Genomic DNA, 24,914 nt, shown 5'->3' on the forward strand with positions numbered 1-24,914 from the left:
CGCCTGTCCACCGCCGTTCTACGAGTTCTTCTTCGTTCGAGCACGAATACGCTGGAACGCAATCAGCGCCAATACGATCAACCATTGTCCGGGCAGAAGCGACTCGAAGACACGGCCCGCTGCCGCTTCGGATATAACCGCACCGATCATAAGAACACCGAGCCCCCCTGCCGCATAGACGGTCGAACGGGGTAACGCCAGCAAGACTGCTCCCGCAATCTCCAGCAGTCCGACCGCGATTCTGAACCAATCCGGATATCCCAAATCATGGAACATGACGATCATTTGCTCCAATCCCGCCAGCTTGCGAATCCCGCTCTGAACGAAAAATAAACAAACAGCCCACACGAAAATCCATCCCGTCAAGCGCACCCATTTGTTCATGCATCATTCCCCTTGTCTTCTCATATAATTAGAATTCTAACCATTGGGGTTAAAGAAATTCTCGGCAAGTCAAAAAAAGAGCGCTCCTCTCACTCCTTATCAAAAATACCGACCATCTTGACCAGCAGCATCTTGAGCGACTCGAATTCCGCCTCCGTCATCCGCTCTTTAACGCGATTCTCCACGACTTGGGCAAATTGCCGCGTTTCTTCCGCCAACTTCTCTCCGGCTTCCGTAAGATAAATTCGTTTGTACCGCCCATCGTCCGGATGATCTTTGCGGACAATCAATCCTTTGTTGGCCAATCCGTTCATCAGGCTCGTCACGCTCGGCCGTTCGATCATCAGAATATGCTCCAGCTGGGATGAAGTGATGCCGGGATAATGGCGGACGACTCCTAGCGCGCTCCATTGCGTATGGGTTAGTCCCGTCGGCTTTAAAAGTTCCTCCACTTCACGACGCAGCGTAATGTAGCCTGTTTTGACCAAACGTCCGATCGGCCCTTTATCCCACTGCCAGTTTAAGCTCTCTGTCTCCATATTCGCTTAACCTCTCTATAATTAGAATTCTAACTGTATTGTACTCGATATCCGCCGGCTGTCAAGTATTGGTTGCGAAACGACTCCAATCCCGAGTCCTTGTGGCAACGTACCCAACCCGCCCCCAACCCTGATCGCAGCTCTCCTCCCATCGCCTTACCTCGCGGCCATCATTTTTTCATATTTAAAAAAGGGGATTTCCAATCGATCAACGAAGAGCGCAAGATGGAAATTATCGCAACGATGATCAGTTGATCCGTCCATGGCATTGTTTTGCAGTGGAACCGCAGCCGAACTGAATCCGCCGAGCAATTTGCCGATTATGCGCTGCCTTACGTTCTGGCCGATCTGCAAGCTATGGAATAGAAGCTCTTGGGGCCGGATTTGCAAACCGGCGTTTTCTACGAAGACGATTTCGGCGTGGCGGCGGATTGGAGCAGAGAAACGGTGCTGTCTACTCAAACAACAAATACCAGAATATCGCAATTTCATCGTTATGTTTATGAATACCCCGGTAGAGCTGCGAGTCGAAACCGCCGATGATAAAGCCGCAGCGTTCGTAAAATTTGCACGCCAGAACGTTATTGCTTTGCGTCTCCAGCATGATTCCGGGCATTCCACCGGCCTGTGCCCATAGCCGGGCCCTCTCGATCAACTGTCGGCCTATCCCGAGCCCTCTAAATGGTTTGTGTACCGCTATGTCTTCAACGTAAGCATATCGGTTCCAATTTCTTCTCAGTATGATGCGTCCCGCCACTTGCTCCTCGGCGAAGGCCAAGTACATGACTTGATTCGGGTTATCGTCGTTCCCCAAGTGGTCTTCGCCCGCCGCTTCCGCGAACTGCTCGTCCGAGTAGCTTTTCTCATAACCGGGAATCTTCTTTACCGTATATCCGATTTTCCCGTCGGTTAAGGACAGGACAAGGGTGGAATCCACGGTGAAGCTGTCGTCGATTTCAGCCCGGATATCCCGCTCCCCGGCCGTGATCTCCCTGATTACAATATCCATTCCCATACCTCCATCGTGTCCCCTGCTGACGGCCCACCGTCAAACCGTCACAAACCCAAATCCCATCTCTACCAGAAACTTGTTTCTTTGTTTCTCGGCCCTATCGTTCGTACCTCGAGAAAAACATTTGGAGCGGAGCTGGCGCGACTTCACTTGTTCACCCCATAATGAAAGGCTTATTCTGTTGGTTATGCTATTTTATAAAACTCAACAATGAGAAAGAGACATCAGGATCAGGAACATATCAAACATGCTGTACGTCCCGCTCATTGTCTGCGCGCTCCTTCTATTGTCCTTCGGGTCTCCTCCGACATGGGTCAAACCGGTGCCGTTTATGCGGCCAAGATGCTCGCGACGGGGACAGCGCCCGACTATCCGCCCTACGAAAGCGTAGACGCGAAGCAGAACGGCGAAATTGTCGGAATGGATATTGACTGGACAGTGAAAAGTTCTCGTCAACAAATCGTCACATAGTAAAATAACCCAATCATGCGGACTCGTGATATTTTGAGGTTCTCACACCAGAAAGGAGATCAGATCGCTAGAAAGGGTTACCTGGATAGTGTACCCGATTTCGTCACGATCGACCAGAGTCCATGTCCCAAAACGCCGTTTCACTGTCGGGCCGATGCGGAACAAGCCGCCAAAACCTTTCAGGATGCGCCGCCCTCCCGGTTTCATCAGGTCGCTGTTACCATTGGATCACAGGAAATCGTTCGCAAAAAACGCGGACGTCCGAAGCAAGACGAAACCCCGCAAGTCGATACCGTTTACGTGCTGCAGGCCACGATCACCCCGGATGAAGTGCGGTTTCAGGAAGCGCGTCGACGGGCATCCCGTTTTGTGCTGGCAATCACCTTGCCGTCGGAATGGCGGGGCGAAACGATGGATGGGACAGCGATTCTCGGTCTGTATAAGGAACAAATTCATATCGAAATGAACTTCTCCTTTTTGAAAGATCCGGTATACACCGACGAAATTCACCTCAAGAAGCCGGATGGTACCCGAACCCGACAATTCACCCGCCCCTTGGACAAAGAGGAGAAGCGCGTGTTGGACAGTCTTGGCTTGAATGAATCGATATACCTCGGCTAACTGAATCAACTTGTCCAGCGGTGGTTTTGCTCCTTGAACCATCGCTACATCCATTTCAGGACTGGTGTACCCTCAAAAATCCCACTCGTTACCACGTGCCGGGGGTGCGGAATGTGAGTTTTTAATATCCATCCTTCGAGCAGATTGAGTTGGGGGCTGTACGGCGGCGCAAAACACGAGCTCCAACCGCTCCCGATTCGCGTCCGGAAAGGGCTGAAATAGACGGGCATGGTGAATACGAGCGTTATCCAGAACGAGAACAACTCTGCCGGTAGGATACGTCCGAAAAAAATGTTGAAGAAACGCTAAAAAAGCCTCGGTGTTGTACTGTTCTTCCTCCGTCCAGATCAACTGTCCGGTTTCATGGTCGAAGGTGGCCGACAGCTGCACACCCCGATGTTAGCCGGTGGTGCGAATGGAAGGTCTCCCATACCGCTGGACGAACAAGCGTCGAACCGGTCTTAATGCTGTGAACATATTATGTTATGAAATGTACAAACCGTTACCAAAATCACATTCTCGCTTCCGATATTCCATGCTATTAATAGGGTACCCGATTGCGAACATATTCGACGGCTTGGGAGGAAACCAATGAAACTTACAGGCAAGGCAGCAATCGTAACCGGCGCAGGGGGCGGTACCGGCAGGCAAACCGCGCTTCGTCTGGCCAAGGAGGGAGCTTCTGTCGTCATAACCGATCTAAATATCGAGAAGGCGAATGTGACGGCCGAAGCGGTCTGGGCGCTCGGTGCAGAAGCACTCGTCATGCAAACCGATGTACGGGTCAGCCAAGACGTCAACCGGATGACTGAGCATGCAATGAAAACATTTGGTAGTATCGATATTTTGGTCAATTGCGCTGGCGGCAGCGCTAGCTTGATCGGCAAGCTGTCCCTCTTGGAAATCCCGAGGAGGTCGCTAATCTGGTCGCCTTTCTCGCTTCCGCTGAAGCCGACTATATAACCGGGCAAAACTATATTATCGACGGCGGCCGATGGTTGGGACCTAAAACGTAAAATATTTCATCGCAGAAGGAGAGCTTATGAAAAAGATCGTCTATATCCAGCCCGTTCACGAAGGCGGCATGAACAGGCTGGCCAGCAAATACGAAGTGATCGTGGCCCCGGACACCTCCCGGGAAACGATCGAACGGCTTATCGCCGACGCCGACGCGATCGTGACCCGTCTGACCCCGATCGATCAAACGTTGATTGCAAAAGGGACCAAGCTCAAGGCAATCGCCCGGCACGGCATCGGCGTCGATAATATCGATGTGGACTACGCCGCAAGCAAACAAGTTGCCGTTATTACGACAGGCAACGCCAATTCGCTCTCGGTTGCCGAGCACGTCATCTTCGCGATCGGCTCGTTGTTCAAAAAAATTCCGCTGCTGGATCGGGAGATGCGCAAAGGCAACTGGGCGTCCCGCGACAAAGCAGGCGCAACTGAAATAACGGGTAAATGCATCGGTATTGTGGGTCTTGGCAATGTAGGTTCCCATCTCGCTCGAATGGCCAAGTACGGATTTAACATGCGGGTGTTGATCTACGATCCGTTCGCTTCCGCTCAAGCTGTTGAAAGTCACGGCTACGAGAAGCTTGACGAGCTCGACGAGCTGATGAGGCTCGCCGATGTCGTATCGGTCCATGTGCCGCTGACTGCGGAGACGAAAGACCTCATCGATGAACGGCGCTTTCAAATCATGAAACCCGGCTCGTTCATCATCAATTTCGCCAGAGGCGGAATCATCAATGAACAGGCGCTTTATCAGGCTTTGACTGCTGGAAACGTGGTCGGAGCAGCACTCGACGTTTTCGAGCATGAGCCGCCAGACATCAGCAATCCTCTGTTCCAGCTAGATAACATTATCTTATCGCCGCACTGCTCCTACTTTACCGAGGAATCCCGGATTAAGATGTCGATGCATCTTGCCGAGAAAATCGAAGAAGTGCTTGGAGATGGATGATCCACGAAGTGAATATAGTGAAGCAGAAAGGATATACGGATGAAAATCGTTAGATACCGCGAAGATAAGATTGTCTCGTACGGGACGATTGAAGGAAATGAAATACTACGGATCGAGGGTTCGATCTTTGGGGAGCACGTAGTTACGGATGAACGGCGCCCACTCGCCCAAGTTCAACTGCTCGCTCCTGTTACCCCGGGCAAACTAATCGCAATCGGCTTGAATTACAAGAAGCATGCGGAAGAAGTGAACAAGCCGCTGCCCGACGAGCCGCTAATGTTCCTCGTCTCGCCTACGGCCGTCGTTGGACCGGGTGAAGCGATTCGGCTGAAAAACTCGGAAAACTGTACGGAACATGAAGGCGAGCTGGCGATCGTGATCGGAACGCGGGGGGATTGCGTATCCGTTGAAGATGCGCTGCAATATGTGCTCGGCTACACATGCTGCAATGATATTTCCGATCGCGTGCTGCAGAAGAAGGACGGGCAATTTACTCGAGCGAAGTCGTTTGCCACGTATAAGCCGTTTGGCCCCGCGATCGTTACGGATATCGATCCGGATCATGCGCCAATTCGCGTACTTGTAAACGGCGAGATCCGACAAGATTCAAATACGAGCGACATGATTTTCAATACCGCCGAAATCATTTCCTTCGTCTCCCATGTGATGACGCTGGAACCGGGCGATGTCATCATAACCGGCACGCCATCCGGCGTAGCACCGCTTCGCAGCGGCGACACCGTGGAAGTGCAGATTGAAGGCATCGGCAGCTTGACGAACAAGGTCATCTGACTTTATTCAGGCCGGTAATAAAAGCACAGGAGGAAGTCCCGTTCCGTTGCAGACCAGGTAGCAACAGGCAACTAAAACTTCCTCCTTATTTGCCGTTCCCGTTCCATGCAGCCCCTCTCCCTCCATAAAGTGCAGCTTCGAAGAAAAGGTTAACATCCCGCCCCTTCTACTTTAATCCGTGGGGTATAGCGCCTCCACTCCGTAGGGGGCTGACCGGTCTGGCTTTTGAATACTTTGCTGAAGTAGTACACATCGGAAAAACCAGCCGCCTGCGCTACTTGTTCAATCGTGCCGAAATCCCCGCTTACTAATAACGATTTCGCCTGCTCGATTCTTTCCCGATTGATATATTGAACAGGCGATAAACCGTAAACTTGCGTGAACAGCTTTCTGAAGTACGTATCACTCATCCCAAGCAACGTGTGCAAATCTCTTACCCGGAGCCCAGAGTCGTACAAATGCTGACGCAAATATTGAATAGCGGTCGAAATTTTCTCTCGCGCTTCAGGTGAAATGTAGACACTCTCCTGCTGTCTCGCTATTTCTGCCATGATCTGATATAGCAGCGACTTGGCCATAAGCACGTCCACATCGTTCTTCATCACCCACAGGTGCTGGATTTGGTGGACCAGCTTGTATACTTTTGAATGGTCTCTAAATGATATTTTAGTAGGCTCGTCTGCCGGCGCGGGAGAGTGGAGCGCAAAGTTAATTATAATATATTTGCCCCCGTTCTCCGCACGAATCGCATAATAGCTATGCTCAGGCAAATACATCAGCTCGTTTTTGTGAAGCTCCACAACTTTATTATTGAATACATATTGCGACGACCCTTCTATTTTATAAACAAACCCGTGAAATGGACGATCGAATGCATCGTAAGGTCTAGTCACACTCGTAAAAGCGCCTTGAAGCGACGCAATATCAGTGTCTCCATGAAATAGCCGCATCGTAAACACCCTTTAAACGGAAAATGAAAACAAGTTCGTAATTATACAACAGTTCTGAAATCCACATTCTCAGCTGCAGTCGCCTAATGCTATAAATAAGTTAACTCGGCCGAGTGAATACGTGAATTCAAGGCAATATTACTACAACGACTGTTACTTGTAAACGCTTTAAAATAGGTGCTTATACGTCGTTCCAATTTCCATTAATGGGGGAAAAAGCATGTTGAATAAAAAAAAACCGGTGTATATAGCGGCGCTTGCAACTCTGGTACTGGCTTCAACGGCCTGCAGCGGAGGCGACAGCGGGAAAGCGATTAACTCGGAGGGCGGCAACGATCAGGCGAAGAGGATCGATATGACGAAGCCGCTCGAATTGGTGTACTACTCCGATAACTATGTGGCTACGCCCGGTAACGACGCCGAGTTCATGATCGAATTCGGCCAATATATCCAAAAGAAGTATCCGAACGTTACGTTCAATAACAATATTTACTCTGCTCAGCAGAAAAAAACGATTGATGACAATATTGCAGCAGGCATGAGATTTGACCTTCATAAAGGCTCGATTGCGATATCGCATAAATATGTCGATTTATCAATCGTTTCGGACATTTCCGATTTAATCAAAAAGCATAATGTTGACCTAAGCGGCGTCAATCCTATCTTGCTGGAACAGTTCAAAGGCGCCGCAGGCGGCAAACTGATCGGAATCCCGTATCAGACGCTCTCCCTCATCTTATTTTACAACAAAGGAATATTCGACAAGTTCGGCGTACCTTATCCGAAGGAAGGCATGACTTGGCAAGATATGGCCGAACTGACGCGCAAAGTAACGAGGCTTGACGGGGGCGTGCAGTATTCCGGGTTTACGAGCCAACAGGTATGGTCGGTACCGCTCCGCAACAACCAGCTTTCCTTGGAACATATCGATCTGAAGACGAATAAGGTTACGTTCAGCGATCCGCGCTGGAAACAGCTGTTCGATGACTTTAAGAACATATTCCAAATTCCCGGCAATACACCCAACGCAACGAACGCTTTTTTGAAAGAGCAATCATTGGCAACAATTTTGGCGTATCCGAACTTTTACGCGAGCATCCCTGACACGATGGACTGGGATATGGTGAGCGCTCCAAGTATGAAAGATAAACCGGGGCTCGGCTTTCAGCCTACTCCGAGCGTACTGATGATTCATGCAAACAGCCCTTTCCGGGAAGAAGCGTTTCTCGTAGCAGTGGAAATGCTGTCTAAGTCGGTTCAGCTCGATCGGGCCAAAAATGTCGCAGCTTCTTCCGTTTTAACCGATCCGGAAATTCGCCAATCGATCGGCTCGGGCATTCCCGCATTAAAGGGGAAAAACACAGCGGCTATGCAGCCCGCCAACATGGCGCCGGCGGCAACCTTTACACCTTACACAGCCGATGTGACGAAAGAATTGATGGACGCCTTTAACAGCGTCATGAACGGAACGAAAGATACGAACACCGCACTTCGAGAAGCCGAAGAAAAATCGAATCAAATCATAGCGGAAAAAATGGCGGCCGAAGGTAAAAAATAAGCCGAAATCGAGGTAATAAGATGAAACTCCAACAAAAAGTAGCCATAATAACCGGAGCCGGACACGGTATTGGACGCGCAATCGCGCTCCGCTTCGCGAAGGAAGGAGCCGGCGTCGTCGTAAACGATGTAAACATCGAGCTGGCGCAGGTCGTCGCTGACGAAATCAAGGCCGCCGGAGGAGAAGCTATAGCCGTACAAGCCGATGTGCGCAGCACTGTGGAAATCGCAAGCATGGTAGCGGCTGCACTGCATACGTTCGGCAAAATCGATATTCTCGTCAACAATGCTGGCGGCGCCGCCCGCGAGCGAGGAGCTCCGTTTCACAAACAAAAGGAGGAAATATTCGATTGGATTATCGATGTGAACTTGAAAGGAGTTCTCTTTAGCTCGCGTGCCGTCATTAACCACATGTTGGAACGCGGCAGCGGCAAAATCATTAACATGGCTTCGATTGCCGGTGTTGTAGGAGCGCAAAACGGCTCCGAGTATGCTGCATCCAAGGCAGGTATTATTGCATTTACGAAATCGTTGGCAATGGAGGTAGGCACGTTCGGCGTCAATGTGAACAGTATATCTCCCGGGGCGATCGTAACGGTGCCCAGATTAGCGAACATCAAAACGTATTTGGGCCGCACCGGCGAGGCTGACGAAGTGGCCAGCTTGGCGCTCTACTTGTGCTCCGACGAAGCCAGCTTCATCACCGGACAAAACTATATTATAGATGGCGGTCGATGCTGGGGAGCGCTGCAATAGCGGCGGGCGGTATTGACAAGACCATGTCCAACACAAAGGGAGAGATACGATTGAGACCATCGTTTGCCAAACTGCCTCAGCCATTCATCGTTAACGTTATACGGGAAAAAGATCCGGAAAGCGCTATTGCGTCGATTAAAAACGCGGAATACGACGGAGCGATAGCACACGACCTGCACTTGACAAGCCTTGGTCAGCCATTTCATAATTACAAAGACCTGAGGCGAATTATCGCCTCGACGGCAAATCCGCAGCTGATCCTGAACTACAGGTACACAAACGACATGTCCGATGAGGAACGGATCAAGCGGCAGATTTTGGCGATTGAAGCGGGCGCGGCGGCAATCGATATTCCGGCCGACACATTCGATCCGAATTATACGAGCTACGGAAGTGCGCCTGAAGGCTCTGCCGAGCCGAATGCCAACAGCTATAACCCGAAAGAGTTGTCGATGGACCCGGCTGTCATCGAAAAGCAGATGAAGCTGATTGAAACGGTCCATTCCATGGGCGCTGAAGTGCTGCTGTCCTCCCATACGAGGGTCGTCATGAGTAGCGAGCAGGTTGTCTCGCATGCGTTGGAAATGCAATCCCGCGGAGCCGATATGGTAAAGATCGTCAGCGTCTGTATGAATGAGGACCAGTTAATCGAAGCGTTCAAATCGATCGTTGCGCTGAAGCGAACGTTAAAGGTTCCTTTTCAATATCAGTGTCACGGAGAGCATGGGAAGCTGACCCGGGTAGTTGGACCGATGCTCGGATCGATGCTCGTATTTTGCAATCAGCGGTTTGCCGCCCACACCTTTAATGAGCAGCCGCTCGTTCACGCCATGCGCAGCGTATTCCAAAATGTCGATTGGCGCATCGCCAAGCCGCTGGAGGAAGAAAATTTCAATCAGACTTAAGCTGCCGTTTAACAAACCAGCCCAGAAGACCGCGTCGTCATGTTGAGATGACTTTTTACGGCAGGCTCGGAATGGCCGTGCTCATCGCTCCGATCAACAGGAACGAACCGGAAATGAGTAGCCAAAGTACGGTAGTAGGATCGCAGAAAAACTTGCTTACCCCCATTGCGAGGTGAGCAAGTTTTTCCTTTTTAATATCCTCATCAACACCCAAACCCATCAAACAGGCGCATCAAAGGCGCTACCACGACCTCGGACGGCTGTCCCTCGATCGGAATCTAGTTCGGAAACACTCACATCGGCTTGCGATCCTCGGAATTTCGAAAGGGCTCCCGGTACTGTTCGTGCTCCTCCGGCGTGATCGGCCGAGGCTATTTGGGGGAGTCATCCTCTCCCTGTTCAAAATATCCGGCATCAGACCCTTGACGATTTTTCAATAAAACATAATGAATATATTTTTATATCATGATAGCATTCCGAATGTACTCATTCTATCGGAGAAAGGAAAAAAACTATGAATATTAAATTCGAAACTCTGCCAAAATATCGCATTGCATATGTGCGACAAGTGGGTCCATACGGCCCTGCCAATACTCAAGCCATGGAGAAGTTAAAAAAATGGGCTAAGGGGAACAATCTACTTACCGAATCGGCAATAATACTCGGAATTCCACAAGATAACCCTGAATTAACACTTCCTGATCATTGTAGATATGATGCATGTATGGTCATTTCAAAGGATTTTCGAGTTGATGATTCAATTTGCGAAAGCGAACTTTCTGGTGGAAAGTATGTTATTTGCAAGATCAAGCATACAGCGGAAGACATTCAAACAGCATGGCATGAAATTTTTCCATACTTACAAAGCAGCGGATATCAAATCGACAACAAACCGATTTTAGAAAGATACACGGGTGAAATGCTTAACAATGATTTCTGTGAAATATGCGTACCTATTAAACCGTTATAGCTTACTAGGATTTCTTGTTTGCAAGCTGTTTGCAAGCAGGCACAGAAAAGGCTGCGGCAGCCTGCCCACCGGCAACCTGTCACAGCCCCCAAACCCGCGTCACAAAAGGCTTCGTGGCTCTTACTCTTCCCCTGTCGCAACCGGATTCTCGTTATAACTAATCCAATCGCTCCAGCTCCCGCCATACAGCTTCACGTCGGTAAAGCCCGCCTCCGTCAAAGCCAGCACGTTCGGGCAGGCAGTCACGCCCGAGCCGCAGTAGACGACGACCTCTTCGTCCCGCTTCAGTCCGGCGAAGCGCTCCTGCTGGCCTTCCGCCCGCTTCCAGCTGCCCGATTCATCGAGCGACTGCTTCCAGAAGTAATTGACCGCACCCGGGATGTGGCCGGCCACCGGATCGATCGGCTCCTCCAGCCCGAGGTAGCGCCTCGGCTCTCGCGAATCGATGAGCGTCGTGCCGGCTTTGCCGAGTCTGGACTTTACGTCCTCCGTCGACAGAAGCATGTCCGGCTGCGGCGCCGCTTCGAACACGGTCTGATGCACCTGCGGCGCTTCCGTCGAGACCGGATGGCCGGCCGCTTGCCACGAGCCGTAGCCCCCATCCAACAGCTTTACGTTGTCATGGCCCGTATAGCGCAGCATCCACCACAGTCTAGATGCCATGGCGCCGCCTTGATCGTCATAGACGACAACCGTCTTCGACGAGTCGATGCCGGCTTGTCCGAGCGCTTTGGCAAACGAAGCGATATCGGGCAGCGGATGACGTCCTCCATGCCGGCCGATCGGCCCCGACAAATCGCGCTCGAGATCGAAATAAACGGCGCCCGGTATATGTCCCGCCTCATAAGCCGTCCTGCCGGCATCCGGCTGACCCAGAATAAACCGGCAGTCGGCAATGACGACGCTCGGGTCGTTCAAATGCTCGCGCAGCCAAGCGAAATCTACAATCGTTCCCATTCCAATCGCTCCTCGCTTTTGTCCGGAATCGTTAAAGACGCCGGGGTTCGCGCCCCGGCGTCTTCGGTTCTCGGTTTATACTTTAATGTCCAGAAAGCTGCTTAATCCGGACGGCTGTTGCATTTCCCGCAAATTTTTGGCCGGATCGTTTTTGACTTCGTTGATCGACTGCTGCACGATTTGCTGGGCCGTGGATTTCCCCGACGAAATCGCCTGAACAATAATCCCTTCCACGCGGTTTCCGGCGATGTTGAAGCTCATCCGACTATCCCTCCGTGAGAATTACGCATTTTCCTTATCATACCACGCTTTGCCGCGCAATTCTATGCTTTCGGATAGGCCAAAAGGATCAAAAGAAAGAAATGGAAGCCCCTTTTCTCCCGATCAATAGCTGATTAAAGCCGCCATCAGCAGTCCGGTCGCCACGCTCAGGCGGGAAGCGAAAATACCTACGCTCACGTTGCCCTTCGGAATTTCCGATACGACGCGGAACGGCGTAACGAGCTCGAATATATAAAAGACGGCGACTTGAAAAATGATGCCCAGAATGCCCCACATCGCCAAATCGAGCAAAGAAACCGAATGGAACACCGCCGAGGCCAATACGATGGCGAGACCGATCACCTTGCCGCCCAAATCGTGGGCGGCCGCTTTGGCGGCGTTCATTTTCCGCGGATCGTCGCTGTCCGCCCCTTCCCGGATCAGCTTGTATTCGTTATAAGGCGTCGTCATCATAAACGCCAATATGCCGAACAGCAAAATCGGCAGCGTCACGCCCAAATACGTCAAAAAATTCAATATATTAGCAAGCTGATCATTCATGCAAATCCTCCCCGATCTTGCATTCCATTGCTTGTTTTCCCGCATCAGGATCATTCCATGCCGACAGGAACGTAATAGGCCAAATTCCCGGTGATGCGCCCTCCGGCCCTCGCCACGATTGCCGAAGCGCGGCCTCCGATCAGGAATGATCCCCAGAGCAGCCTTGCGTCGGCCGTACCTCCCTCGTGGCGGACAGGAACGACCGGGAGCTCGACGCGCTGCTGGTAAATCATCGGCTGTTCCCAGTACAACGCCTCCCTGTCACACTCCAGAAACGTTCCGTCGGCTTCATACAGCGTAACCCCGCCGCCCTCGCGCCCCAAAATCGGCTTCGACACATATGCGCACCGGCCCTCGAAACGATTCTCCAAATAGGTGGGCAGCATGTAAGACCGAATCGCTTCCCGCTCCTCATCCGCGTAAAACTGCCCCGCCTCGTACAGATTCCAGATGAGCGCCTGCAGCGCCTTCGTCTGGGCGATCAGCGCCGACGGAGGGTTCAATACCGCCAGCCTGCGTTCCGCGATCATATCCAATACGCGGGCTCCGGTCGGATACCCGTCCGTATCCCGGTCTTCGGCCAGCTTCTCCAGCGCATGGAGGCGATACAGCAAATCGATCGGCTCGTGCTCCCCGTCGCGCAGCAAGCAGAGCCGGTCCCCGTATACGCGCAAATCGGCGAGAGCGGCAAACCTCGCTCCCGAAAGCCCCGACTGCCGCATTAAGTAGCGGGTCGTTCCCGCATCCTCCTCATGCCAATCCAGGGCGCTGAAAACGATACTATCGGTCCGGTAGCCGTCAAGCCGGTAAGCTTCCGCCGCTTCGCGAAAGGCTTCCCCGATCTGGGATGCCATCCCTTCATTCGGGTCGGCCATGCCGTATTCGGCGCATATGCGGCCGTTGACATGGAACGCCTCGACGATGCCCGTGGGCGTATCGGCATTGAACTCGAGCATTTTCAACCCTTCGTCCGTCCAGGCGAAATCGAATCTTCCGACAACGGTCGGATGCCGCTCGGACACCGCGATACGGACCGCCCGCCACGTCGCCTCCGGCAGTCCCAGCTCCCGGAACAGCTCCTCCCCGCTTTGCCTCGCGATCTGGACCGTCTTCCCGATGATAGCGCCGAGCCGTTCCGTCGCCTCGGCGATTTCCCGGCGCCGTGATTCGGCTATCGGCAAAATGGTGGCAAGCGCGTATTCCTCGTCATACATCCGATCCCAGGTGAACAGCCCTTCTTCTCGAAGCGGCGCGTACAACCGCTCCCTCCACGCTTCGTAACACAAGAGGCTTCCTTCCTTTCCGCGCCGGCGTCAGCTGCTGCTGGAGCCCGACGAGCTGCCGATGCCGCCCTTGGATACGCCGGTCGATACGCCCGATGAGGCTTTGTAGCTCCCGTCGGACTTCGATACGCCGCTTCTCGCATATACCCTGCTGCCGTTTACGTAATGATAGCTGCCGCCTACCGAGCTGCCGTCGTCATCGCAATACCCGTCGTTGTTTTTGTCCCAGCATTCTCCGGCGGACACCTGGCGGCTGCCGCAACCGGGCGCGGCCACCAATGCCGCTGCAACGAACAAACTGACGAGCTTGCGGGTTTTACCGCTTTCCCCGCCCAATGCCATTCCTCCTTGCCGCTTCGTGATGAATATCAAGACACCGGTTCCGCATAGTAGACATATACTTTCCGGTCCTCGTCGACCTCGGCCGACGTCTTCTCCCATTCGATGCCGTTCCAGGTCAAATAATCGCTTTGCAGGTGCAGCAGCGCGTCGTCATCGTCCTGAAACTGGAAGACGTGAACGACCGGGTAATCGGAAGTGCCCTCCCTATATTCCCTGAGCTCGATACGGATTCCTCCCCGGAAGCCCGACAGCCCCGTCCCGACGGTCGCCGCCTGTTCGTCCTCCGCCACCTTCACGTAGATGACGTACGTCCTCGGCTCGATCGCGCATGACGTCTTCTCGTACACGACCCGCTCCTTTACGAAATAATCGCAAGCGAACCGGAGCGACACTTCATCCTTATCGATAAAATCGTAGTAGTACAACAACGGGAATCCGCGCTGCTCATCGAACAGCCTATATTCGAGTCTGGCCATCCTAGCCCTCCTGTTCCTTCCCAAGCTAACGATATATACGCACGCAAATGAAAAATGGTTCCCATGTTCCGTAAACTTTTCGGTACAATGGGAATACATGAGAAGGAGGCGGTTGACGGATGGAACAATCCGAAGCACAGTGGCTGTTCGTTCCGATGGAAGAGGAGCATGGCCGGTTAATATGCTCGTGGCGGTACCCCGAACCTTATGCCGTCTTCAATTGGTCGCCTTGGGACGAACTCCAGGAGCGATCCGAGGAATTCGGCGATCCGTCCATCCGCAAGGAGCAGTTCGAGGGGGTATTGGACCGGGACGGGCAATTGTGCGGATTCGCGCAATTTTTCCCGCTGGTCGGATGGACCCGGCTCGGACTCGGGCTTCGCCCCGATTTGTGCGGACAAGGGCTCGGTCCCTCCTTCACGAGCGCTATCGTCGGCCGGGCCATGCAGCGCCGGCCGGAGGACGGGATCGATCTTGAAGTGCTGACCTCGAACTCCAGAGCGCAACGCGCCTATTTGAAAGCCGGCTTCGCGATCCGCGACACCTACGTCCGAAATACGCCTACGGGACCCGACGAGTTCCACTGCATGGTATACGAAGGCGGTACGAGTCCGACTGTGGTATAATAGAAGCTTACATTAAGCCTTTCGAAGACGCGCCGAAATGAAAGGGCGCGGTCGGCGTATCGGAACGGAACAGCGTACGACAATAAGGGAATGCCGAATCGGAGTTGATGGAAGCTTATGCTGAAAACGCAAATTACCCGCGAAGAGCTCGACCGGCTCGGCGAAGAAATCCGCCGACATTTCGAGCTGCACACCGTCGAACGGGGGCTCGAATTTCAGCAAAAAGGATACGTGTACAATACCGAGGTGCTTCCCGGCCGGGCGATCGTGTCCAAGGTTCAGGGCGGCGAGGTATACGACGTCAAGCTGGATCTCGACTTCTTCGGACTCAGCGAATGCAGCTGTCCTTATGAAGGCTGCTGCGAGCATATGGCTGCCGTGTTTTTTTACGCTTTTTCGGTATATGCGAGACCCGATGCTTTCGTAAAAGATTGGAAGATGAGGCAGGAGGAGCCGCGCATAGCCGGGAAAAGCTCGAAGCTTCATCGGCAAACCGCTCTGCTGCCTTCGGCGCAGCCCGCGTCCGTCTCCCTGAAGGAAAACGCTACGCCCGAAGAATGGCTTGCTCATATCCAGCACGAATTCACCGCCTTCTCCGAACGGCATAACCAATGGAAGTACGATATCGAGGAGTACTACAGCGCGGCTTTGCAGACGGCCATCCGTCCTTCGACCTGGTGGCTGCCGGGAACGAAAAAACTGCTGACGGTTCTGGGCCTCTTGTATGCGCTGCAGAAGCTCGAACAAGACTACGACGCCGGAGGACAGGGAGCCTCTCCCCGCCTTCTTAACTATAAAGAGACGGTCGAAACGCTGGAGCGGCGGCTGGAGGAAACGGCCGACGAGATCGATGCCGAAGAAGCGGCGCGGCGCTGGCCGGACCATCTGCGCAGCCTCGGTACATTCGTATCCAAGGCGATAACGGCCAAACCGGCTGTTCCGTACGTCCGCTGGATGGACGTATACCGGCTGTTGTGGACCCGGCTGCTCCGCCAGGAAGCGTGGATGGAGCAAGAAACGGCCCGTGTCGAGGGAATGATTGCCGGCTCCGCTTATATGACCGAATCGGAAAGGGACGACTGGCAGAAGGCCAGAGCCCATTTCGACGTGATGTCCGGCCACGACAAGGAAGCTTGGCTCAGACTCGGGCAGGCGGCTTCGTTCCATCCGGCGGAAGGACTGTTCTATGCAAACGAGTTTCGCAGAACGGAACAGTGGGAGCGGTTATGGCTGTGGCTTCAGTGGCTGCTGCCGCAGTGCAGGAAGGCCGACCGGGATTTGTTCCAGAAGCTGTGCTCGTATGCGGCGGAGGCGTCCAAACCGCTCGGGCGCGAAGAAGAATGGGCGCGCGCGCTCGTCTCGATGCTTCCCGCAAGCTATTACGTATACACGGAATTTCTGATCAAATCGGGACGGTTCCGCGACTGGGCCGACTACCATCTGGCCGAGAACGTCGCCGTATTCGAATTGTATCCTTCCGATCTGCGGGCCGCCGAGGCGCATGATCCGACGCTCGTGTTCCCGTTGTACCATCAAAGCATCGAACGGTGCATTTTGCAAAAAAACCGTACCGCCTACAAGGAAGCGATCCGGCTCATGAAAAAGCTGGCCGCGCTGTACGCCCAAGCCGGTCAGCCGGACCGTTACGAGCTGTTTTTGCGAAAGCTGTCGCAGCAGTACTCGCGGCTGCGCGCCTTCAGGGAGGAACTGACGAAAGGAAAGTTGCTTCGATGACGATGACGAAGGCTCCAATCACGGTCCATTGCAAATGGATCGCGTCCGGATCTTTTTGGCTGCGGGCCGAGCAAGGCGGCCGCACGCTGGATGCGTTCGCGCTTAAATCTTTGCTGTTCGCCTGGCACGAGCCGTCCTTTTACGGAACTTTCATCGACAGTCTGGAGCTGGACGGCCAAGAAGGCGTTCTGCTCGCGGCTCCCGAAGCTCCACACTATTTCGTCTCCCCGTCCTGGAACGGGCATGCGCCGCTTAAGTGGGGCGAGGAAGCGAGAGCGCTCCCCGGCCTCGCGCGCGTTATCGAGGAGGCGCTTCGGGATGGAACGCTCATCCCCGACTTCGCCAAATGGAAAGCCGGGAGCTGGGGATGGAGGCTGAAGCATGCGGACGAAGCATCCGCAATAACGGATGTTCCGCTGCCGCCTTACTGGGACGACTGGATCCAGCGCATCATGGAGGAGCGTTATCCCGACAAGGATATCGTGCTTCGCGGCGAGGAACGGAGGCGTCGCGCCGAATGGACCCGGGAATCGCTCTCTGACGGAGGCGGGATCTCAGACCTGTCTCCGGAGCAAGCGGAGCTGACGGCCGATCAAGACAGGCTCGACTCCGGATCCGAAGGGGAACCGGCCGCCGGGATCCCGTCATGGTCCGACGAGCTGTGGACCGATGAGGACGACTGGCTCGTCGCCATCGGCTGGAGTCCGGACGATTCCCCGTTTCGGCCGGCACTGCGCCTGTCCGAGCCCGATCAGGGCGAGACTTGGTCGCTCGCCATCGTGCTGCAGGATCGGGAGGACCCCAACCTCATCGTCGAGTGCGACTCGTCCGGCTATCCGGATGAAACCGCGCCCGCCGGATGGCTGCCGTTCGTATCCCGCATCCGGCAATCCATAGCCAGATGGGTCGCCGTTATCCCATGGCTGCGGGACGGCGGAACGGATGAGGAACCGGTCATCCGGACGGAGCTCGATTATGCGCAGGCGTGGGATTTCTTGACGGACAAAAGCATTATGCTGGCCGAATTCGGCCAAACCGTGCTGCTCCCGGCCTGGTGGGAGCAATTGCGCCGAACGAAGCCTCGCCTGAAGGCAAAAGTACGTCCCGGCTTCGGTTCGTCGGGAGAGTCGCTGTTCGGGCTGAACGGTATCGTCCAGTTCGACTGGCGGATGGCGATCGGAGACGCCGAGCTCGCCGAGACCGAATTCCGCAGCCTGGTCGAGAACAACCGCCAGTTGGTGCGCATTCGCGGCCGCTGGGTACTGCTCGACCCCGAAGTGCTGCAACAGGTGCAGCAGTGGATCAAGCAAGTGCGCAAGAAGAAGGGGCTGTCTTTCCGCGACGTTCTCGAGATGCATTTGCTCGGTCCCCGCGACGGAGAGGACGAGACTGGGGCGGATGCGGAATCCCGCGACTATACGGCAATGCTGCAGGTCGAGGTCGAGTTGAACGAGCATTTGCGCAGCTTCATCCGGCAGTTGAAAAGCGCCCAAACCGTGCCCATGCTGGAGCCTCCCGCGGGATTTCGCGGCTCGCTGCGCCATTATCAGGTGCTCGGCTCGTCCTGGCTGCTGTTTCTCCGCCGGTTCGGACTGGGCGGCTGTCTCGCCGACGACATGGGTCTCGGCAAAACGATCCAGTGGATCACCTATTTGCTCGCCGTCAAAGAGAAGGAGCCGCCGCGTACGCCTTCCTTGCTCATCTGCCCGACGTCCGTGCTCGGCAATTGGCAGAAGGAGCTGGAGCGGTTCGCGCCGGATTTGACGATCAAGCTGCATTACGGACCGAATCGGGTGAAAGGGGACGCTTTCCCGGATACGCTGAAGGGCTGCGATCTCGTGCTCACCTCCTATGCGTTGGCGCATCTGGACGAAGCCGAGCTGAGCCGGGTACGCTGGAGCTCGATCTGCTTGGACGAGGCGCAGAACATCAAGAACGCCTATACGAAGCAATCCACTTCCATCCGCAAGCTGGAGGCGGACCACCGGATCGCCATGACCGGGACGCCGATCGAGAACCGCCTTACCGAGCTTTGGTCCATCTTCGACTTTATCAATCCCGGCTATCTGGGCAATTTGCGCGCATTCAACCAGCGCTACGCCAGCCGGATCGAGAAGACGCAGGACAAGGAGCTGATCGGTCAGGTGCAGCGGCTGGCACAGCCGTTCCTGCTTCGCCGGGTCAAGAACGATCCGGCGATCGAGCTCGATCTGCCTGACAAGATGGAGTCGAAGACATATGTGTCGCTTACGGTAGAGCAGGCGACGTTGTACGAGAACGTCATTGCCGACCTGTTCGACCGGCTGGACCGGCTACCTCCGATGGAGCGGCGCGGACTCATTTTGGCCGTTCTGACGAAGCTGAAGCAAATATGCAATCACCCGGCCACCTATACGAAGGAAACCGCCGCTTCGGCCGACCGGGGCAGCCGCTCGCAGAAGCTCGAGCGGCTGCTCGATATGGTGAAGGAGCTGCGCCAGGAAGGCGACCGCTGCCTCGTCTTCACCCAATTCGTGGAAATGGGACGCCTGCTGCAGCGAGTCCTGGCGAAGGAGCTTGGCGAGGAGGTGCTCTTCCTGCACGGCGGTACGACGAAGGATCAGCGCGACCGGATGATCTCCCGGTTCCAAGGGGAGGACGACTGCGGCATATTCCTGCTGTCGCTGAAGGCCGGAGGGATCGGGCTGAACTTGACCGCGGCCAATCACGTATTCCATTTCGACCGCTGGTGGAATCCGGCCGTCGAGAATCAGGCGACCGACCGCGCCTTCCGCATCGGCCAGACGAAACGGGTGCAGGTGCACAAATTCGTCACGCTCGGTACGCTGGAGGAGAAAATCGATGAGATGATCGAGCGCAAGCAGCTGCTGAGCCGCCAAATTATCGGAAGCGGGGAGCAGTGGATTACGGAAATGTCCACCGACCAGCTGAAGGATTTGTTCGCCCTGCGGCGGGAGTGGATCGAGGTTTGATTTATGCCGTTTCTTGAGTCGGTTAGGACGTTCGCGTGTTCCCGGTACATTGTCAAAGCTAACCGTTAGGGTCAGGCATTGTACCGGAGCATGACGGACGTCTTTTTACGCTTGTCGTTGAACGTCGGTTTGCGTTATTTTACAATAAGGTTGTAAGCGGTCTCTTAATGCCCAAATCGCCGACGTGCGAGAGAGGAGCGTACCGGATGGACCCCCAGTATTCGTTGCTCGATATTTTTGCCTACCGCAAAGATTACAAAATGGCTTCGAAGTTTCACAGTCATCCCGAGTATGAAATTTATTACGTGCACGGCGGAGGCTGCACGTATTTGGTCGGAGAAACCTTCATCGAGCTGGCGCCCGGCGATCTCCTCATTATGAACGGCATGAGCCAGCACGGCCCGATCGGCATGGAATCGTGCGAGCGCACGATGATCCGGTTCGACGAGGTGAGTACGCTGCCGTTCGTCCAGTCGCCCGGGTCCATCGATTTGCTGCTGCCCTTCCGCACGATCCGCAATCGCCGCTGGCGGCTGGAGGGCGACCGCAGAGCCGAGGTGGAACACATTTTGATGAAGCTGAACCGGTTTACGACGCAGCCGGGCTCCCTCGGCTTCAACCGGCTGCGCAACGCCTTTTGCGAGCTGCTGTTGTTCATCTGGGAATGCAGCGAAGCGGATCTGTCCGAACAGACGCCGCTTCTGATCAAAGAATCCAACGTACGCAATATCCTCACCTACATCGAGCAGCATTACATGGAGGAGCTGAGCCTGGAGCGGGTAGCCGACAACGTCCACCTGAGCAAATTTTACATGGTGAAAATTTTCAAGGAACTGACCGGCATGACCGTATTCGAATATATCAACAAGCGAAGAATCAGTCAGGCGAAGCTGCTCTTTCTATTCGATAAGAAACGTACCGTGACGGAGGTAAGCTATCAGGTCGGGTTCAAGCAGCTCACCCATTTCTCCCGCAATTTCAAGCGGCTGGTCGGTATGACCCCCGAGCAATACCGCAAATTCGTCTGACCGGCTTCACGCATGCGAAAGATAGCAATTTCGGATAAACGGCACGGCGATGTCGACACGCTGGAAGCAAGACGCGTATCGGCACCCGTGCTATATTTTTTATGAAAGCGCTTTTAAAAATTATATCTCACCGGAGGGATCTTAATGGACATGGACAACAGGCATCCCGGCAAGGGGCAAACGACGGAATTTATCGGAGACGGGGACAATGGTGAAGCCGGACTAGTTCCGCAAGAGAGAACCAGCACGCTGATCGGCCGGAGAAAGCTGCTCGCTACCGTCGGAATCGCGGGAGTAGCCGCCGTAACCGGAGGGCTGTTCAATCTCACGAAGGTGAATGCCGACGAGACGACTACTTCCTCCGATGACGTAACCTACCAATACTCCACCGGCCCGATCCGTACCGCGAGCGACAAATTGGCCGAATGGGTCAGCGTCAAGGACTTCGGCGCCGTCGGGGACGGGACGACCGACGATACGGCGGCCATTCAGCTGGCCTTCAATCAGACGGGCACGGGGGGAGCCGTTTTCTTTCCGGCAGGCACTTATCTCGTATCCCCCGGCAGCAGCTCCACGTACATACTGTCCATAACCAACAAATCTTCCTTCTCCATATGCGGTCAGGGCGCTTCCTCCGTCATCAAGGTGAAGGGCGGAGTCGGGAATTACAGAGGCATCGTCGGCCTTGCCAATTCTACCGTCGAGCTGACCAGCTTTCATGCCGACTCGCTGTCGTTCGACCACAATCGTCAGAACAACGTGCTCGCCTCCGTCACGGATTATGAATCCAAGCTGAGAAGCACGATCAGCAGTTACGGATCTACGGCGAGCTACGGTCAGATCGTCATCACCGATTGCTTGATCCGCAACGCCGACGGCGTCGTAAGCTTCTATTTTCCGAAAGGGGTGAACGAAGGCAAGGTCGTGAAAATAACGAACTGCACCTGGCTTTCCGGCGGCAATGGCAACGGTAGCGACTTTGACCAATCGTTTATTAACGCGACGTGCGATTCCTTGCATATATCCGGCTGCACCTTCGAAGGCGCCAGCTGGGCTCTCGCTCCTCGAACGGCCATAGAAACCCATGCATCCAACTGTGTCTTAACGGGAAACACCATTTCCAAATTTCAGATCGGCGCGAATCTTACCGGTATCGCGCAATCCGGTACGACCGTGAATCAGGTGTGCGGCAACAATACGTTCGATGTATCCAGAGACGGGATATTGATTTGGTCCCAATCGCTTAGTCCTGCCAACGCAACGGTCGGCTTCAAAAATTTACTCGTCACGGGGAATACCGTTAACTTGAATCCTTATCAATATAACTACAGTACGATTGTCGGGGGCTGCAGAGGAATCTCGATCTATGGCGGGGCCACTTCGGTTTCTTATGAAAATCTCGCGATCACGGGCAATATTATCCGCTATGAAAGAGAGGTCGGCACCGCTTATATAAGCAAATTCACTTTAAAATCGTTCGGTGCGATCAGCAGCTACGAGAACGGCAATCAGTCGAATCTCGCCGTCAACTTCTCGATCGTCGGCAATAAAATCGTCAACTGTCCGTCTTCGGGCATCTTCTTCGATCTGGGCAAAGCGACAGGATTGACGATCTCGAACAACGAGCTGATCGACTGCGGGACTACAATCAGCAGCACGGCACAGTTCAGCAACAGGGTGCCGGTCTATCTGGCGACTTCGTTGGAAAGCGACTGCTTGATCCAGCACAATACGATTATGCAGACGGACGCCGCGCCGACCATTACCGATTTCATCTATATCCGGGACAGGGCCGGCAGCGGCTATTCCTACATATGCCTCCACAATACTTTCGCGCTGAGGGCCGGGGTCGATACGACCAGCATTACCGATTACGTAGGGGTATATAATGCCTCGCAAAAGCTGTGGTTTGAAGGATCGGTCCCGCTTGAGGCGATCCGTTTGCCCGTCATTGCGGGTAGCCTCGGCTCCAGAGTATCGTTCGCCGACAGCGGCCGGGTCGCGCTCAAGACGAATTCGTCCGGCTTCTGGAAAAAGGAGGGTTACGGCGCTGCGGCTCCCGCTTCCGGAACTTGGAATATGGGGGACGTCCTCTATAACGAAGCTCCTGCGGCTGCCGGTCATGTGGGATGGGTTTGCGTCGCTGCCGGCTCCCCCGGAACGTGGAAAGCGTTCGGCGCGATCGAGACCTGAAAGCGGCCCGCGCAAAGAACAACAATATCGGATAAACGGCGCGGCCATGTCGACACGTTGGTGGCAAGACGCCCACAGGCGCCCGATGCTATGCTTTTGTATGAAAGCCATGATTATAAGGGGGTCACTGCAATGAAACGAAGTAAAAAGACGATTCTGTCCGCCTGTACGATAGCCGCGCTTCTGCTGGCAAGCGCTTGCGGAAGCCAATCCTCCGCACCGGATGGCGCTGCGAAAGCGAAGGACGATGCCAAGACGGCCGCCCCGGCGAAGCCGATCGACCTCGTCTTCTACCAGCCGAGCGCCGACTGGGACGAAGCCCGCTTCATGAAGGAGCTCGGGGAACCGATCAAGGCAAAATATCCGCATATTACGCCGAAGTTCGTCAAGTACAACGGCAAAGCCGATCAAGTCACGGAGTTGGTGACGACCGGGACGCAAGTCGACATCATGTTCATGTCCATCGGCCAGGTGTACAACTTCCTCCTGAAGTCCAAGATGGAACGGGACATCACGCCGCTCATCCAGAAAAACGGCTTCGATCTGAACCGGTTCGAGACGACGAGCGTCGATATGCTGAAGCAGATCGGGAACGGCAAAATTTACGGAGTTCCGATGTATACGCTTCCGTCTACGATTTATTACAACAAGGACCTGTTCGACAAATTCGGAGTGCCTTATCCGAAGGACGGCATGAACTGGGACGATACGTACGAGCTCTCCCGCAAGCTGACGCGTCAGGACGGCGGCGTGCAGTATTACGGCACCGTCATGTCCCCTTCCCATCTGGCGATGCGCAACCAGCTGTCGCTCAACCTGATCGATCCGAAATCCGGCAAAGCTACCCTTAACAACGATTCGTGGAACCGGTTTCTCTCCAACGTTTCGCGCTTCTACACGCTGCCGGGATACGAATGGACCAATGCGGACATGCAGGTGGCCAAGCAGCGCGACATGTTCACGAAGGAAAAAAGGGCAGCCATGTGGATGCCGGTGAGCACGATGCATACGGAAGCGGAGCTGCAGGGCATGAACTGGGACCTCGCCTCCTTCCCTACCTTGAACGAAGCTCCCGGGATCGGGCCGCAAGCGTATCCGTTCTACTTCTTCGTTACCGCGACGAGCAAAGTGCCGGACGAAGCGTTCGAGGTGCTGTCCTACTTGTCCACCGAGCCGTTCCATCTGGAGAAATCGAAGCAGGGCCTGTTCCTCAGCCTGCTGAAAAGCGACGCCGTCCGCAAAGCGTTCGGCCAAGAGTCGGCTATGTACAAAGGCAAAAATACGAAGGCGATGCTGCCGGACAAATTCGCCGCCCCTTCGTTCGTCAGCACGTACACGAGCACCTCGGCCGCCAAAATCTTCACCGCGCTCGTCAACGTCACGACCGGCAAGCAGGATGCGAACACGACGCTCCGCGAAGCGGAAGAATCGATGAACAAGACGATCGAGGCGGATATGGCGAAGTAAGGTCGTAGTTTCGAATTAGAGCCTATCCCAAAGTCACGGCAAAGAGCCTCCCAAAACCACTTGTGAAGTGGGACGGGAGGCTCTTGCCATG

At 54.4% G+C, this 24,914-nt stretch carries 24 protein-coding genes and 3 pseudogenes; 15 read left to right on the forward strand and 12 right to left on the reverse strand.

The window, feature by feature from the left end; translation table 11 throughout:
- Window positions 1-18: 18 nt before the first annotated feature.
- From FE784_RS28505 to FE784_RS28520, 4 genes are all read right to left on the reverse strand, one after another.
- A complete protein-coding gene (locus FE784_RS28505; RefSeq protein WP_139605656.1) occupies window positions 19-384 on the reverse strand; it encodes a DoxX family protein in 366 nt (121 codons plus the stop codon).
- 89 nt (window positions 385-473) lie between these two features.
- Window positions 474-923 (reverse strand): MarR family winged helix-turn-helix transcriptional regulator, encoded by a 450-nt coding sequence (locus FE784_RS28510; RefSeq protein WP_139605657.1) that lies wholly within the window; start codon window positions 921-923, stop codon window positions 474-476.
- Window positions 924-1,079: 156 nt separating this feature from the next.
- Window positions 1,080-1,385, reverse strand: a complete 306-nt coding sequence (locus FE784_RS28515) for a hypothetical protein (RefSeq protein ID WP_139605658.1) — start codon at window positions 1,383-1,385, stop codon at window positions 1,080-1,082.
- Window positions 1,378-1,932: a GNAT family N-acetyltransferase gene (locus tag FE784_RS28520; protein ID WP_139605659.1), complete on the reverse strand. Its 555-nt coding sequence runs from the start codon at window positions 1,930-1,932 to the stop codon at window positions 1,378-1,380. Before FE784_RS28520 ends, FE784_RS28515 begins: the two co-directional genes overlap by 8 nt.
- 606 nt (window positions 1,933-2,538) lie before the next feature.
- Between FE784_RS28520 and FE784_RS28530 the strand changes: the two are divergent.
- Window positions 2,539-3,027: pseudogene (locus tag FE784_RS28530) on the forward strand (hypothetical protein); the annotation flags it as partial.
- Window positions 3,028-3,099: 72 nt separating this feature from the next.
- Here the strand turns inward: FE784_RS28530 and FE784_RS42970 are convergent.
- The gene (locus tag FE784_RS42970) at window positions 3,100-3,417 is read right to left on the reverse strand and encodes a transposase (protein WP_139605661.1); all 318 of its coding nucleotides are present in this window, start codon (window positions 3,415-3,417) and stop codon (window positions 3,100-3,102) included.
- Between the two features lie 201 nt (window positions 3,418-3,618).
- Between FE784_RS42970 and FE784_RS28540 the strand changes: the two are divergent.
- The 4 genes and pseudogenes from FE784_RS28540 to FE784_RS28555 all read left to right on the forward strand — a co-directional run.
- Window positions 3,619-3,900, forward strand: a pseudogene (locus FE784_RS28540) (SDR family NAD(P)-dependent oxidoreductase); the annotation flags it as partial.
- Between the two features lie 23 nt (window positions 3,901-3,923).
- Window positions 3,924-4,043 (forward strand): annotated as a pseudogene (locus tag FE784_RS42135) (SDR family oxidoreductase); the annotation flags it as partial.
- Between the two features lie 26 nt (window positions 4,044-4,069).
- Entirely contained in the window at window positions 4,070-4,993 is a 924-nt protein-coding gene (locus FE784_RS28550; RefSeq protein ID WP_139605663.1) for a hydroxyacid dehydrogenase, read from the forward strand.
- A gap of 39 nt (window positions 4,994-5,032) precedes the next feature.
- Window positions 5,033-5,785 carry a fumarylacetoacetate hydrolase family protein gene (locus FE784_RS28555; protein WP_139605664.1) on the forward strand — a complete coding sequence of 251 codons (753 nt, stop codon included), beginning with the start codon at window positions 5,033-5,035 and terminating at the stop codon, window positions 5,783-5,785.
- Window positions 5,786-5,934: 149 nt separating this feature from the next.
- Here the strand turns inward: FE784_RS28555 and FE784_RS28560 are convergent, their stop codons facing one another.
- Window positions 5,935-6,735 (reverse strand): helix-turn-helix domain-containing protein, encoded by an 801-nt coding sequence (locus FE784_RS28560; RefSeq protein WP_139605665.1) that lies wholly within the window; start codon window positions 6,733-6,735, stop codon window positions 5,935-5,937.
- A 220-nt stretch (window positions 6,736-6,955) separates the two neighbouring features.
- Here FE784_RS28560 and FE784_RS28565 point away from each other — a divergent pair, with 220 nt between their 5' ends.
- The 4 genes from FE784_RS28565 (at window position 6,956) to FE784_RS28580 (ending at window position 10,923) form a co-directional block, all read left to right on the forward strand.
- Window positions 6,956-8,293: an ABC transporter substrate-binding protein gene (locus FE784_RS28565; RefSeq protein WP_139605666.1), complete on the forward strand. Its 1,338-nt coding sequence runs from the start codon at window positions 6,956-6,958 to the stop codon at window positions 8,291-8,293.
- Between the two features lie 20 nt (window positions 8,294-8,313).
- Window positions 8,314-9,048, forward strand: a complete 735-nt coding sequence (locus FE784_RS28570; RefSeq protein ID WP_139605667.1) for an SDR family NAD(P)-dependent oxidoreductase — start codon at window positions 8,314-8,316, stop codon at window positions 9,046-9,048.
- A 50-nt stretch (window positions 9,049-9,098) separates the two neighbouring features.
- Complete coding sequence (locus tag FE784_RS28575) at window positions 9,099-9,953, forward strand: type I 3-dehydroquinate dehydratase (protein ID WP_176706588.1); 855 nt, start codon at window positions 9,099-9,101, stop codon at window positions 9,951-9,953.
- Between the two features lie 514 nt (window positions 9,954-10,467).
- Window positions 10,468-10,923 (forward strand): AraC family transcriptional regulator, encoded by a 456-nt coding sequence (locus tag FE784_RS28580; protein WP_139605669.1) that lies wholly within the window; start codon window positions 10,468-10,470, stop codon window positions 10,921-10,923.
- Between the two features lie 120 nt (window positions 10,924-11,043).
- Here the strand turns inward: FE784_RS28580 and FE784_RS28585 are convergent, their stop codons facing one another.
- The 6 genes from FE784_RS28585 to FE784_RS28610 form a co-directional block, all read right to left on the reverse strand.
- Window positions 11,044-11,880, reverse strand: a complete 837-nt coding sequence (locus FE784_RS28585) for a sulfurtransferase (RefSeq protein ID WP_139605670.1) — start codon at window positions 11,878-11,880, stop codon at window positions 11,044-11,046.
- A gap of 75 nt (window positions 11,881-11,955) precedes the next feature.
- The gene (locus FE784_RS28590) at window positions 11,956-12,141 is read right to left on the reverse strand and encodes a hypothetical protein (protein ID WP_139605671.1); all 186 of its coding nucleotides are present in this window, start codon (window positions 12,139-12,141) and stop codon (window positions 11,956-11,958) included.
- A 123-nt stretch (window positions 12,142-12,264) separates the two neighbouring features.
- On the reverse strand, window positions 12,265-12,702 hold the full coding sequence (locus tag FE784_RS28595) for a DUF350 domain-containing protein (RefSeq protein ID WP_139605672.1): 438 nt from the start codon (window positions 12,700-12,702) through the stop codon (window positions 12,265-12,267).
- Window positions 12,703-12,752: 50 nt separating this feature from the next.
- Window positions 12,753-13,988, reverse strand: coding sequence for a glutathionylspermidine synthase family protein (locus tag FE784_RS28600; RefSeq protein ID WP_246132231.1), 1,236 nt, complete (start codon window positions 13,986-13,988; stop codon window positions 12,753-12,755).
- A 27-nt stretch (window positions 13,989-14,015) separates the two neighbouring features.
- Complete coding sequence (locus tag FE784_RS28605) at window positions 14,016-14,321, reverse strand: hypothetical protein (RefSeq protein WP_425465573.1); 306 nt, start codon at window positions 14,319-14,321, stop codon at window positions 14,016-14,018.
- Window positions 14,322-14,353: 32 nt separating this feature from the next.
- Window positions 14,354-14,803, reverse strand: a complete 450-nt coding sequence (locus FE784_RS28610) for a hypothetical protein (protein ID WP_139605674.1) — start codon at window positions 14,801-14,803, stop codon at window positions 14,354-14,356.
- A gap of 119 nt (window positions 14,804-14,922) precedes the next feature.
- Between FE784_RS28610 and FE784_RS28615 the strand changes: the two genes are divergently transcribed.
- The 6 genes from FE784_RS28615 to FE784_RS28640 all read left to right on the forward strand — a co-directional run bounded on the left by FE784_RS28615 (window position 14,923) and on the right by FE784_RS28640 (window position 24,823).
- Entirely contained in the window at window positions 14,923-15,429 is a 507-nt protein-coding gene (locus FE784_RS28615; RefSeq protein WP_139605675.1) for a GNAT family N-acetyltransferase, read from the forward strand.
- A gap of 117 nt (window positions 15,430-15,546) precedes the next feature.
- Window positions 15,547-17,163: an SWIM zinc finger family protein gene (locus tag FE784_RS28620; RefSeq protein ID WP_139605676.1), complete on the forward strand. Its 1,617-nt coding sequence runs from the start codon at window positions 15,547-15,549 to the stop codon at window positions 17,161-17,163.
- Window positions 17,160-20,135: a DEAD/DEAH box helicase gene (locus FE784_RS28625; RefSeq protein ID WP_246132232.1), complete on the forward strand. Its 2,976-nt coding sequence runs from the start codon at window positions 17,160-17,162 to the stop codon at window positions 20,133-20,135. Before FE784_RS28620 ends, FE784_RS28625 begins: the two co-directional genes overlap by 4 nt.
- Before the next feature lie 206 nt (window positions 20,136-20,341).
- Window positions 20,342-21,163 carry a helix-turn-helix transcriptional regulator gene (locus FE784_RS28630; protein ID WP_176706589.1) on the forward strand — a complete coding sequence of 274 codons (822 nt, stop codon included), beginning with the start codon at window positions 20,342-20,344 and terminating at the stop codon, window positions 21,161-21,163.
- 144 nt (window positions 21,164-21,307) lie between these two features.
- Window positions 21,308-23,356 (forward strand): glycosyl hydrolase family 28-related protein, encoded by a 2,049-nt coding sequence (locus tag FE784_RS28635; protein ID WP_139605678.1) that lies wholly within the window; start codon window positions 21,308-21,310, stop codon window positions 23,354-23,356.
- A 132-nt stretch (window positions 23,357-23,488) separates the two neighbouring features.
- Window positions 23,489-24,823 (forward strand): ABC transporter substrate-binding protein, encoded by a 1,335-nt coding sequence (locus FE784_RS28640; RefSeq protein WP_176706590.1) that lies wholly within the window; start codon window positions 23,489-23,491, stop codon window positions 24,821-24,823.
- The last annotated feature ends 91 nt before the right edge of the window (window positions 24,824-24,914 follow it).

The sequence above is a fragment of the Paenibacillus hemerocallicola genome (assembly GCF_006265175.1).
Lineage (GTDB): Bacteria > Bacillota > Bacilli > Paenibacillales > NBRC-103111 > Paenibacillus_AB > Paenibacillus_AB hemerocallicola.

What these genes read in the sequence shown, in the direction of transcription:
- FE784_RS28580 (WP_139605669.1), top strand. Translation starts at nt 10,468, where the DNA reads ATGAATATTAAATTCGAAACTCTGCCAAAATATCGCATTGCATATGTG.
- FE784_RS28505 (WP_139605656.1), bottom strand. Translation starts at nt 384, where the DNA reads ATGAACAAATGGGTGCGCTTGACGGGATGGATTTTCGTGTGGGCTGTT.
- FE784_RS28585 (WP_139605670.1), bottom strand. Translation starts at nt 11,880, where the DNA reads ATGGGAACGATTGTAGATTTCGCTTGGCTGCGCGAGCATTTGAACGAC.
- FE784_RS28615 (WP_139605675.1), top strand. Translation starts at nt 14,923, where the DNA reads ATGGAACAATCCGAAGCACAGTGGCTGTTCGTTCCGATGGAAGAGGAG.
- FE784_RS28565 (WP_139605666.1), top strand. Translation starts at nt 6,956, where the DNA reads ATGTTGAATAAAAAAAAACCGGTGTATATAGCGGCGCTTGCAACTCTG.
- FE784_RS28610 (WP_139605674.1), bottom strand. Translation starts at nt 14,803, where the DNA reads ATGGCCAGACTCGAATATAGGCTGTTCGATGAGCAGCGCGGATTCCCG.
- FE784_RS28620 (WP_139605676.1), top strand. Translation starts at nt 15,547, where the DNA reads ATGCTGAAAACGCAAATTACCCGCGAAGAGCTCGACCGGCTCGGCGAA.
- FE784_RS28510 (WP_139605657.1), bottom strand. Translation starts at nt 923, where the DNA reads ATGGAGACAGAGAGCTTAAACTGGCAGTGGGATAAAGGGCCGATCGGA.
- FE784_RS28630 (WP_176706589.1), top strand. Translation starts at nt 20,342, where the DNA reads ATGGACCCCCAGTATTCGTTGCTCGATATTTTTGCCTACCGCAAAGAT.
- FE784_RS28640 (WP_176706590.1), top strand. Translation starts at nt 23,489, where the DNA reads ATGAAACGAAGTAAAAAGACGATTCTGTCCGCCTGTACGATAGCCGCG.
- FE784_RS28550 (WP_139605663.1), top strand. Translation starts at nt 4,070, where the DNA reads ATGAAAAAGATCGTCTATATCCAGCCCGTTCACGAAGGCGGCATGAAC.
- FE784_RS28555 (WP_139605664.1), top strand. Translation starts at nt 5,033, where the DNA reads ATGAAAATCGTTAGATACCGCGAAGATAAGATTGTCTCGTACGGGACG.
- FE784_RS28590 (WP_139605671.1), bottom strand. Translation starts at nt 12,141, where the DNA reads ATGAGCTTCAACATCGCCGGAAACCGCGTGGAAGGGATTATTGTTCAG.
- FE784_RS28520 (WP_139605659.1), bottom strand. Translation starts at nt 1,932, where the DNA reads ATGGATATTGTAATCAGGGAGATCACGGCCGGGGAGCGGGATATCCGG.
- FE784_RS28595 (WP_139605672.1), bottom strand. Translation starts at nt 12,702, where the DNA reads ATGAATGATCAGCTTGCTAATATATTGAATTTTTTGACGTATTTGGGC.
- FE784_RS28560 (WP_139605665.1), bottom strand. Translation starts at nt 6,735, where the DNA reads ATGCGGCTATTTCATGGAGACACTGATATTGCGTCGCTTCAAGGCGCT.
- FE784_RS28625 (WP_246132232.1), top strand. Translation starts at nt 17,160, where the DNA reads ATGACGATGACGAAGGCTCCAATCACGGTCCATTGCAAATGGATCGCG.
- FE784_RS28570 (WP_139605667.1), top strand. Translation starts at nt 8,314, where the DNA reads ATGAAACTCCAACAAAAAGTAGCCATAATAACCGGAGCCGGACACGGT.
- FE784_RS28635 (WP_139605678.1), top strand. Translation starts at nt 21,308, where the DNA reads ATGGACATGGACAACAGGCATCCCGGCAAGGGGCAAACGACGGAATTT.